Source organism: Agromyces binzhouensis (assembly GCF_004135055.1).
GTDB classification, from domain to species: domain Bacteria; phylum Actinomycetota; class Actinomycetes; order Actinomycetales; family Microbacteriaceae; genus Agromyces; species Agromyces binzhouensis.
In genome coordinates this window covers 1-10808 of record NZ_SDPL01000071.1, presented here as the reverse complement: position 1 = coordinate 10808, position 10808 = coordinate 1, and the positions used below count along the sequence as shown (strand labels likewise).

Sequence of the window (10808 nt, the reverse complement as noted above, 5' to 3'; positions counted from 1 at the left end):
GACCCCGCGGTCGCGGCCGAGGCGGAGCGCGTGCTCGACGAGGCGCTGCGCGTCGCGCAGGCCGGCTTCGCGTACGACCTGCCCGACGGCGTCGACACCAAGGTCGGAGAGGAGGGCATGAGCCTCTCCGGCGGGCAGCGCCAGCGTCTCGCCCTCGCGCGCGCGGTCGCTGCGAAGCCCGCCGTGCTGGTGCTCGACGACCCCCTGTCGGCGCTGGACGTGGCCACCGAGGCGCGCGTGGAGGCCGAGCTGCGGACCGTGCTCGCCTCGACGACCGCGCTGATCGTGGCGCACCGTCCGTCGACGGTGATGCTCGCCGACCGCGTCGCCCTCCTCGAGGACGGGCGGATCACCGCGGTCGGCACCCACTCCGAGCTCCTCCGCGAGTCGGAGCACTACCGCTTCGTCATCTCGAGCCTCGAGGACGAAGAGCGTCGCGCGCAGGCGGAGGCATCCGACCTGATCGACGGCGAGGACCTGGCCCGACCGGCCGAACCGAAGGAGGCGATCCGATGAGCACCGTGATCGGGGTGCAGGGCGAGGAGCGCGACGAGTACACCAAGGCCGAGTCCCGCTGGATCCGCAGGCGGAGCCTGCGCTTGCTCGGGTCCCTGCTGCAGCCGCTGCGCGCGCAGCTCTGGGTGACGATGGCGGTCGTCGTCGTCTCGACGGCGGCCCAGGTCGCCGGGCCGGCGATCATCGCCTACGGCATCGACCAGGGGCTGCCCGCGCTGATGGCGCAGGACTGGCTGCCGGTCGGGCTCGCGGGGCTCGCCTACCTCGTCACCGGCGCGGCGGGCGCGTTCCTCATCGCGTGGTACATCCGCATGGCCGCGCGCATCAGCCAGGCCGTGCTCATCGACCTGCGGACGCGGGTGTTCCTGCACACGCAGAAGCTCTCGCTCGAGTTCCACGAGTCGTACACGTCGGGCCGCATCATCTCGCGCCAGACGAGCGACCTCGACGCGATCCGCGAGCTCATGGACGAGGGCATCAACCAGCTCGTGCGCGGCGTGCTCTACATGCTGTTCACGGCGATCGCGCTCGTGTGGCTGGACTGGTTCTCCGGGCTCGTCCTCCTCGTCACGCTGCTGCCGCTCGCCGTCCTCACGCGCTGGTTCCAGGTGCGCTCGCAGAAGCTGTTCCGGCGCTCGCGCGTCGCGAGCGCGAGGCTCATCGTCCAGTTCGTCGAGACCATGACGGGCATCCGCGCGGTGCAGGCGTTCCGGTCGGAGCGGCGCAACGAGCGGGTCTTCGGCGACGTGGTCGAGGACTACCGCGACGTGAACGCCCGCGCGCTCGGGCTGTTCGCCGTGTACAACCCGGCGCTCAACTTCATGGGGTACGTCGCGGTCGCGGGCGTGCTGCTCGTCGGCGGGTTCCGCGTGGCCGACGGGGTGCTCGAGATCGGCGTGCTGCTCGCGGCGGTGCTCTACACGAAGCGGTTCTTCGACCCGATGGAGGAGCTGGCGATGTTCTACAACTCGTACCAGTCGGCCGCGTCGGCGCTCGAGAAGATCTCGGGCGTGCTCGAGGAGCAGCCGAGCGTGCCGGACCCGGCCGAGCCGGTCGACCTCTGGACCGCCGACGGACGCGTGCGCTTCGAGTCCGTGGAGTTCGCGTACACGCCCGACCGCGTCGTGCTGCCGAGGTTCGACCTCGACGTGCCCGCAGGCCAGACGGTCGCGCTCGTCGGTTCGACGGGCGCGGGCAAGTCGACGCTCGCGAAGCTGATCTCGCGGTTCTACGACCCGACCGACGGCGTCGTCGAACTCGACGGCGTCGACCTGCGCCGGATGCACCCGAAGGACCTGCGCCGAGCGATCGTGATGGTCACGCAGGAGGCGTACCTGTTCTCCGGATCGGTGGCCGACAACATCGCCCTCGGCAGGCCCGAGGCGACCTTCGACGAGATCGTCGCGGCCGCGAAGGCGGTGGGCGCTCACGAGTTCATCGAGGGACTGCCGAACGGCTACGACACCGACGTGAACAAGCGCGGCGGGCGCGTCTCGGCGGGCCAGCGCCAGCTGATCTCGTTCGCACGCGCGTTCCTCGCCGACCCCGCGGTCCTGATCCTCGACGAGGCGACGAGCTCGCTCGACATCCCGAGCGAGCGACTCGTGCAGGAGGGCCTGCAGACCCTGCTCGCCGATCGCACGGCGGTCATCATCGCGCACCGCCTGTCGACGGTCGCGATCGCCGACCGGGTGCTCGTCATGGAGCACGGCCGCATCGTCGAGGACGGCTCGCCCGCCGACCTCATCGGCGGCACGGGCCGGTTCGCGGCGCTGCACGCGGCCTGGCGCGACTCGCTCGTGTAGCGGTGCGGCGGGCGGATGCCTCGGGCGCGAGCCCGAGGCATCCGCCCGGTCGTCGGCGATCAGGCCGCGGACACCTCCACGACCGGTGTCCGCGCGATGCCGTTGAAGCCCGTCGCCGTCGCCCACGTGTAGGCGCCCATCATCGGGGAGACCAGCAGGTCGCCGTCGGCGAGCGGCGGAAGGGGCAGGTGGCGCGCCACGACGTCCACGCTGTCGCAGGTGGGTCCGGCGAGCGTCACGGGCACGCGGACGCGCGTGAGCACGCGCCGCGCGGTCCGCTCGGCCGCGTCGTCGCCGAGCGGTCGCACGCCGAGCTCGGCGGCCGCGAAGACGAGCGCGTGCACGTCCTCCGCGGGGATGTTCGAGTAGGCGCCGTAGAGGCCCTCGTCGAGGTGGTGCCACCGCCCGTCCGCGCGATCGCTCGTGCCGATCACGCGCGTGATGAGGGTCATCGCGGGCGCCGCGATGAAGCGGCCGGGCTCGACGACGACGCGCACGTGCTCGGGCACTGCGGCGAGGGCCGGGCGGATGCCGCGGGCCAGCTCGGCGAGCGACGGCACCGGCTCGTCGTAGCCGATGGGGAACCCGCCGCCGAGGTCGAGCACCTCGAACCGGGTGCCGTGCAGGGCCTCGAGGGAGCGCATGAGCTGCAGCGTCGTCGCGATCGCACGGACCCACGGTGCGGCCGAGGTGGTCTGGCTGCCGACGTGGAACGTGAACCCGCGCACCGCGAGCCGGGATCGGCGGCACAGGTCGACGAGCGCCGGGGCGTCCTCGGGCGCGACGCCGAACTTCGACGACAGGTCGGACTTCGCGTCGGGGTTCGGGAACGACAGCCGGACGAGCACGCCCACGTCGTGGGTCGGCAGCCCGGCGAACTTCGCGACCTCCGACGGGCTGTCGACGACGAAGGTGCGGATGCCGCGCAGGTAGGCGCCCGTGATGTCGGCCACCGACTTGACCGGGTGCGTGTGCAGGCACCGTCCGATCGGCACGCCCTCCCGCTCGAGGAGGTCGATCTCGCCGCGCGACGCGACCTCGAACGACGCGCCGAACCCGTGGACCGCGCGGATCACGGCGGGGTGGGGGAGCGACTTCGTCGCGAAGTGGATGCCGGCGCCCGGCAGTTCGCGGCGGAGCGCGAGCAGCTGCGTCGCGACCCGGTCGACGTCGAGCAGGAACAGCGGTGACCCGTGCTCCCGCACGAGCGCACCGAGGCGGATGCGCTGCGCGTACGCGGCGAGCTCGCGCCGGACGAGCTCTCGGTGCGGCGGCAGGTCCGGCAGCTGGCCCGTGTTCGAGCCGAGCCGGCGTCGGCCCGGACGGGGTCGGCGCGGCCGCAGGTCGCTCGGCGCCGCGAGCCGATCCGGTACGCCCGATCCGAGCCGGTCGAGGGTCGGGGGCTGGAGTGCGAGCGTCATCCGACGGCTCCCTTCAACCGATGCGTCGGTGGCGCCGCGGCATCCGACCCGCCGTCCGGCAGGATCAGGCGGCGCCCGAACTCGAACGACACGATCGCGACGGCGTAGAACACGGCATCGGCGGCGAGCTTGCCGACGAGCCATCCGGTCGGGTTCGGGCCCAGCACGCTCGTCGCAGCGACGAGGCACGCGGGTCGCACCAGGAACGTGTCGAGCGCCTCGGCCGCACCGAACTCCGCGACGATGCCGCGGAGCGTGAGCGAGACGGCGACGAACGCACGCCGCGGCGCACCCGCGTGCCGGCGCACGCGCCTCGACGCGAGGTGCCCGCGGATGTCCCGCACCACCACGAGCGCGTAGTAGCCGACGCCCTCCGCGATCGTCCCGGCGACCGCGGCGGCGACGAGCGAGCCGGATGCCTCGTACGCCACCGCGGCACCGCCGACGGCCGCGACGGTGCCGAGGACCTCGAGCGGCAGGTAGCGCGCGATCCATCGAGCGACGCGGCCCCGTTCCGATCCGAGCATGCGCCAAGCGTCCCGGCCGGCGGCGCTCGCCGGATCGGGGCGGCCACCCGGATCGCGTCCGGGGCGTCACTGAAACGACGCGCGATGGCCGCCGACGTCAGTCCATCGGCGCGCGGTCGACGCGGTCCTCGATGCGCGGCAGTCGGCGGATGCCGTCGGGCATCCACCACACGACGTTCGCCCAGGCGACGATGAACGCCGTCGCGGCGATCGTGTCGGCGAGGAGCGAGGCGATGCCGACGGTGAGGAACTTCGCGATCGCGTACGCGGTGAGGCCGGCGAGCACCGAGAGGATCGTCACCGAGCACCAGTTGACGAGGTTGATCCGGTTGACGCGGCGGCCGCCCTCGCCCTCCCCGTCCTCGTCGACGACCGGCGGCCGGTACCGGATCCGGAGCCAGTCCCACGTGAGCGCGATCGTGACGGCCGCCGCGCCGATCGCGAGGGCGACCCAGTTGAGTTCCTGCGGCACCTCGAGCGCCTCCGGAGTGCGGTCGCGCGTGACGTACTCCGTCGCGAGCTGGACGAACGGCAGGACGCCGCCCAGCAGGGCGAAGATCGAGATCATCGCGATCGTGCGCCCGTCCCGGCCAGGGAGCCGGGCACGCGTCGCCGCACCGGCAGCGCGCACGGCGATCGCCGTCAGCACGACCGTGACGCCGAGGCAGAGCAGCATCAGCAGGAAGTTGCTTCCGATGATCGCGATCATGAAGGGGAGGACGCTCGCGATCGCCACGCCCGCGAAGGACCAGGTCGGGCGCAGCGCGCGGTGCCGCGCCTCCCGGGCCGCAGTGCCCAGGTCCCCGTCGAGGGCGTCGGCGACCGCCGACCAGTGGCGGAGGCGCGACGCCACCGATCCCGCGATGACGGCGATGGCGACGAGGCCCGACACGAGCGCGACGCCGAGCCACCAGATCGAATCGCGCTCGATGTCGTCCCAGGTGAGCAGCCAGGCGACCGCGGCGGCGAAGCCCGAGACCAGCGCCAGCCGGGGTGGGTCGAAGACCGTCGGGAGCGGGACGAGCAGCGGGCGCAGCAGGAACAGCGCCGCCCACGCGAGCCAGCGAGTGCCGGCCCGCACGGGCTGGACGACGACTCGGTCGAGCAGGCGGACCGCGCGCGACGCGATGGCGAACCGGTACGACGGGTCGAGGTTGAAGATGGTGTCCGTCCCAGCGCGCAATCGTGCGCGTCGAGCCGTGCCCGCCTCGGGGGTCGCCGTGGTCGTTCCCTCGGTGACGCCGTCAGCGGTCGCCGGGGGCGACGCCGGCTCGAGCGGCGACAGGTCGCGACCGACGACCTCGGGCTCGTCCGCCTCGGCCAGCACCGCGTCCTGCAGCACGCGCACGGCGTGCTCGGTCCGGATCGCGTCGGGCGCGAGCGACGTCAGGAACCTGGCGATGCCGGCGGCGCCGTCGAGCCGACCCCACCACCAGTCGTTGACCCGCCAGTCCCGGGCCAGGAACCCGAGGAAGTTGCCGACCCCGTAGCCCGCGAGCTTCGATCCCCGGTCGAGCACCACCTCCGTCGACGCCGCCGTGATGGCCGCGGCGGCCTCGGTCGGGTCCAGGTCGCCCCTGCGGAGGACCCGGCCGAGCATCGCGTACCACTGGTCCGCCACGAGTGCGCGGAACTCCTGCGGGTCGGCGGGCGGCTCGTCCACGCCGATCGCCCAGTACCGCACGCTCGAGAGCGCCGGCGGGATGCCGGCCGAGTGGTAGAGGGGAGGGAGGTCGACGGCCGACAGCATGGGACTGGATGCCAGCGGACGCCACGGCGACGCGGCCCATTCCGGCGTGAGTTCGCGGGCTCCGACGGCCAGTTCGCGCTCGACGTTCACCGTCGCGATCCGCAGCAGGGCCACGGCCGTGTCGAGGCCGTCCCACAGGTCCCGCTCCCGGTACCGGCGGCTCTCGGCGAGCCAGAGGTCGATCCAGTCGCGGAGATCGTCGACGGTCGGGTCGTCGCCGCGCTCCGCGAACGCGGCCGTCGTCTCGAGCACGCGGACGGTGATCCGATCCCGCCACGCGATGGCCGCCGTGAGCGCGGCATAGGCCGACGCCCGGACCTCGCCGAAGGCGAACCCGTGCCGTGCTCCCGATGCCGCCGGCAGGGCCTCGAGCGCGCGAGACCAGCCGAGCACGCAGTTCGCGGCGTCCGCGAGCGCGAGCGGCGACCGCGCGAACGCATCGCGCTGCGTCGGCGGGAGCGCGGCGACCCGCTCGGTCGCGACCTCCGCCAGTGCCGTCAGCTTCACGAGCGGGATCGGACGGTACCGCCGCCGATGCTCGAGCGAGGAGTGCAGCTGCCAGAGGCTCGGGGCGGCGATGGTCTCGGCGAGATGGTCGGCGAGGTCGACCGAGAGCGCCCTGAGGTAGGCGGGTCGGCGCGCGGTCACGCCCGACGGGTCGACGAGCGCACTGGCCACGAGCGGTGCGGCGCTCTCGAAGCGCGCCCTCGCGACCTGCTGCGCGGTGTTGAACCGCTCGAGTTCCGCGACCTCGCGGGCGACCGACTCGCGTCGGAGCTGACGGTCGAACATCGCCTTGATCGCACGGAAGAACCGGGACGCGTTCGGGTCCCAGTCGACCCGTCCGCCGAGCGGCGGGTCGGGCTCGGGGTCGAGGAAGATCATCGCCCGATCCGCGCGCCGGTCGGACACGCGCGACCGTGCGGCGCGCAGCGCGCGCTCGATCGGGACGTTGTCGAACACGGCTCCGTCGACCACGCGGTACGGCGTGCTCGCCTCGGACCGGTGACCGGCGAACGCGAAGCGCATCCCCGGCCCGCCGTCGATGTCCGCCTCGTCTCCCGCGCCCGCGTCGCCCTGGAACGAGTCGATCGCCGCGGGCTCGAATCCGCCGGGGAGCGACGAGGTCGATCGCGCGGCCAGCGCCAGCCTCGAGAGGTTGGTCAGGTCGTCGTCGCGCACGCTCGGATCGACCGCCTCGAGCTCGCGACGCCGGGCGGGGATCCGGTTGTCCAGTCGGTGCGCGTCTTCGCCGACGAACCGGAAGTGCCCTCGGCCCTCGTTCGCGTCCTCCTCGTACTCGTCGGTCGCGTCGATCACGGTCACCGACAGGTCGACGGCCGTGTACTCCGACACCAGGTCGGGATGCCGGTCGTCGGTGTCGTAGATCTCCACCAGGGCCCTGCCGGTCTCCGCCCGGAAGTACTTCTCGCCCTGCATGAGCGCGAGGATGCCGCGGGCGCCGGGAGGATGCAGCAGCCCCCAGAAGCCGCCGACGGAGCCCCACGTGCTGAGCAGCCGGTCGAGTCCGGTGCCGGCGCGCTGGGCCACCGCGTAGACGACCGCGTTCAGGCCGCCCGCGCTCGCGCCCGCGAGCAGGTCGAACTCGACGCGGTCGTACCCGGCGGCATCCAGCATCTCGGCGTAGGCCTGCAGGCGGGCGAGCACGGGATCGGTCAGCGGCCGCTCGGCGGTCTCGGGGACGAGTGCGAGCGTCTCGTCGCCGACGTCGAAGAGGCGGATGCGACGCAGCAGGTCGAGCTCGGCGACCGTGCCGCCGATCCAGACGGCGAGGCTCACGCCTCCGCGCATCGCGAGCGCCACCCTGAGGGTGCGGTTGAATGACGGCATGGCACCGGGGTGGCGTTCGAGCACGTCGTCGACGCGCTCCTCCGCGCCGACCACGACGAGTCGGACCGGACGCTCGGAGGTGGTGACGCGTGCCGTCGACGCAACTGGGGCGGATGCCGGCGACGCATCGGATCGGACCATGACGCTCCTCGGATGGACGGCGCGGGCCGGCGCCTCGGGGTCGGCGCGGCAGGCAGGGTGCGCGACCTGCTCCCAGCGTGGCACGGCCGTGCCCCCCGGCGCACGGGACTGTCCCCACAACGGGGTCCCCCGAGGGGTCGGCTCGGCGCGTATCGTCGGGAGCAGGCGGCGCATGGACGTCGGGGGCTCACGCACGCCTTCGATCGGAGGTGCCTGAATGGTTGAGCGCACGGAGGAACGGCCCCTGAGGGTCGCCATCGCGGACGACGCGCTGCTGCTTCGCGAGGGGATCGCGAAGGTGCTGGAGGGTGGCGGCATCGACGTCGTCGCCTCGTACGGCACGGGGGACGAGCTGCTCGCCGCGATCGACGACCTCGACCTCGACGCCGCCGTGCTCGACATCCGCATGCCGCCGACCCACCGCGACGAGGGCATCGTCGCGCTGGAGCGGATCCGCCAGGACGGCAGCGAGATCGGCATCCTCCTGCTCTCGATGTACGCCACGCCCGAGTACGCACTCCGCGTGATGGGCGCGGGCAGCGGCACCGGCTACCTGCTCAAGGAACGCGTGTCCGAACCGCAGACCCTCGTGCGCGCCGTGCAGACCGTGGCATCCGGCGGGTCGGTCGTCGACCCGGAGGTCGTCGAGCAGCTGGTGCAGCGCACCCGCGCCGACGACCCGCTCGCGCGCCTCACCGAACGGGAGCGGTCGGTGCTCGAGCTCATGGCGCAGGGCTACTCCAACGGCGGCATCGCGCAGTCACTGTTCCTCGGCCTGAAGACCGTCGAGACGCACGTGCGCAGCATCCTGCAGAAGCTCGACCTGGAGGAGTCCCCCGAGCACCACCGCCGCGTGCTCGCGGTGCTGACGCTCCTCGGCCAGAGGTGATGCCCTTGTGATGGCCCCAGGGCGCCGCGGGCGGATCGCACGACGGACCGCCGTGATCGCGACCGTCGTCGCGATCAGCCTGTTCATGGAGGTCTCGGGCTACCTCGCGACCCCGGAGGCGCTGCGGCCCGAGCTGTCCTGGACGACGGTGCACGCGATGGTCCCGCTCGTCTTCGCGGCGTGCGCCGGCGTCGCATGGGCCATCGGGCCGAACCCGGTGCCCGCGCGGCTCATGATCGTGTTCGTCCTGTTCTGGATCCCGCAGGCGTTCTACCCGGTGATCGAATCGCTCGGATGGCTCTGGCCGATCCTCCGCGGCGTCGACCTCGGCTGGGCGGTGGTCGCCGGCATCCTCGTCCTCGTGTACCCGCGCGGCGGACTGGGCGACCGCTTCGATCGCGTCATCGCGACGACGGCGCTCGTGGCGACCGTCGTGAACTTCCTCACCGTCCTCGCTCTCGCCGGACCCGACTCGGTGCCGTGCGAGTGCGTGCCGAACCCGTACCGGCTCGCCGAGGCGCCGACCGTGTTCGCGATCGTCGACATCGGCTACCGGGTCGTCGGGGTGGCGCTCGCGATCGCGATCGCGCTCCGGCTGCTCCTGCGCTGGGTCCGCGGAAGCGTTCCGGCGCGCACGGTCGCGTTCCTCATGCCGGTCGCGCTGCTGTCGTGGGTGAGCACGCTCGCCGCGCAGATGGTCCGGTACGCGACCGGAGCGGCGCCCAACCTCGCGCTCGAGACCGTCTCGCTCATCGCCATGGCATCGGTGCCGGTGTGCTTCGTCGCGGGCATCGCGCACGCGCGCAACATGCGCGCCCGCGTCGCCGACCTCATGCGCATCACGCGCGAGGGCGCCGATCGCGGGCTGTGGGCGGAATCGCTCGCGCGCACGCTCCGCGACGACTCGGTGCGGGTCTTCTGGTGGGAGGAGGAGCGCGGGCGGTACGTGGACGCCGCCGGCCTCCCGATCGACTCGGCCGAGGAGGGCCGCGGACACAGCATCCTGCCCGTCGCCTCGCCGAGCGGCCTGCCGATCGCGCTGATCCGGCACGATCGCGTGCTGACCGACAACATGCGCCTGCTCGACGGGGTGTCGAGCGCGCTCCGGCTGTCCGTCGACAACGGCCGGCTCAGGTCGGAGATCGAGCGGACGCTGGAGCAGGTGCGCCAGTCGCGTCAGCGCATCGTCGAGGCGGGCGACGAGGCGCGGCGGCGGATCGAACGGGACCTCCACGACGGGGCGCAGCAGCATCTCGTCGCCGTGGGCATGCAGCTCCGCATCGCCGCCAACACGGCGCGCGCCTCCGCCGACGACGCGCTCGCGAACGAGCTGGAGGAGTCGATCGCCACCCTGAACGAGGGGCTCAGGGAACTGCGCGAGCTCGCCCACGGCATCCACCCGAGCCTGCTGTCGCAGGGCGGACTGGCGCTCGCGCTGCCCGAGCTCGCCGGGCGCTGCCCGGTCCCGGTCGACATCGCGGTGCAGCCCGAGGGGCGGCTCGCCGAGCTCGTCGAGTCGACGGCCTACTTCGCCGTCGCCGAGTCGCTGGCGAACATCGCGAAGCACTCCCAGGCGACGCGAGCCTGGGTGCGGGCGTACGTCGAGGGCGACGAGCTCGTGCTGACGATCCGCGACAACGGCGTGGGCGGGGCGTCGCTCGAGAAGGGCACGGGGATGCTCGGCATCGTGGACCGCATCGATGCGGTCGGCGGTTCGATCGAGCTCGACTCGCCGCGCGGCGCCGGGACGACGGTCACGGTGCGGATGCCGGCGCACCTCGACGCCTCGGAGGACCTCCCGACCAGCGGGGCGGGACTCCTCGTCGCCGCCGATGCCGGAGCAGCGCCGCCCGATGCCGACGTCTCGCCGGGCCCGGCGGGCTCCGTCGCACCCGGCGTCGTCTCCGC

Annotated in this window: 7 protein-coding genes; 4 read left to right on the top strand and 3 right to left on the bottom strand. The window is 73.1% G+C overall.

Annotation, left to right across the window (positions count from 1 at the left end; genetic code table 11):
• The coding region (locus tag ESO86_RS05775) for an ATP-binding cassette domain-containing protein (RefSeq protein WP_165307373.1) at positions 1-516 on the top strand (516 nt) is incomplete at its 5' end.
• A complete protein-coding gene (locus tag ESO86_RS05770; protein ID WP_129234006.1) occupies positions 513-2321 on the top strand; it encodes an ABC transporter ATP-binding protein in 1809 nt (602 codons plus the stop codon). The genes ESO86_RS05775 and ESO86_RS05770, both read left to right, overlap by 4 nt.
• Before the next feature lie 59 nt (positions 2322-2380).
• On the opposite strand, the gene ESO86_RS05765 is transcribed toward ESO86_RS05770, so the two are convergent.
• The 3 genes from ESO86_RS05765 to ESO86_RS05755 form a co-directional block, all read right to left on the bottom strand.
• Positions 2381-3742 carry a type III PLP-dependent enzyme gene (locus tag ESO86_RS05765; protein WP_129234004.1) on the bottom strand — a complete coding sequence of 454 codons (1362 nt, stop codon included), beginning with the start codon at positions 3740-3742 and terminating at the stop codon, positions 2381-2383.
• Positions 3739-4269 carry a hypothetical protein gene (locus ESO86_RS05760; RefSeq protein ID WP_129234002.1) on the bottom strand — a complete coding sequence of 177 codons (531 nt, stop codon included), beginning with the start codon at positions 4267-4269 and terminating at the stop codon, positions 3739-3741. Before ESO86_RS05760 ends, ESO86_RS05765 begins: the two co-directional genes overlap by 4 nt.
• Before the next feature lie 97 nt (positions 4270-4366).
• Positions 4367-8011, bottom strand: a complete 3645-nt coding sequence (locus tag ESO86_RS05755) for a DUF3376 domain-containing protein (RefSeq protein WP_165307370.1) — start codon at positions 8009-8011, stop codon at positions 4367-4369.
• 217 nt (positions 8012-8228) lie between these two features.
• Between ESO86_RS05755 and ESO86_RS05750 the strand changes: the two genes are divergently transcribed.
• Both ESO86_RS05750 and ESO86_RS05745 read left to right on the top strand, forming a co-directional pair.
• Entirely contained in the window at positions 8229-8900 is a 672-nt protein-coding gene (locus tag ESO86_RS05750) for a response regulator transcription factor (RefSeq protein ID WP_129233998.1), read from the top strand.
• Positions 8901-8952: 52 nt separating this feature from the next.
• Positions 8953-10808: sensor histidine kinase (locus tag ESO86_RS05745; protein ID WP_165307367.1), on the top strand; the 1856-nt coding region annotated here is incomplete at its 3' end.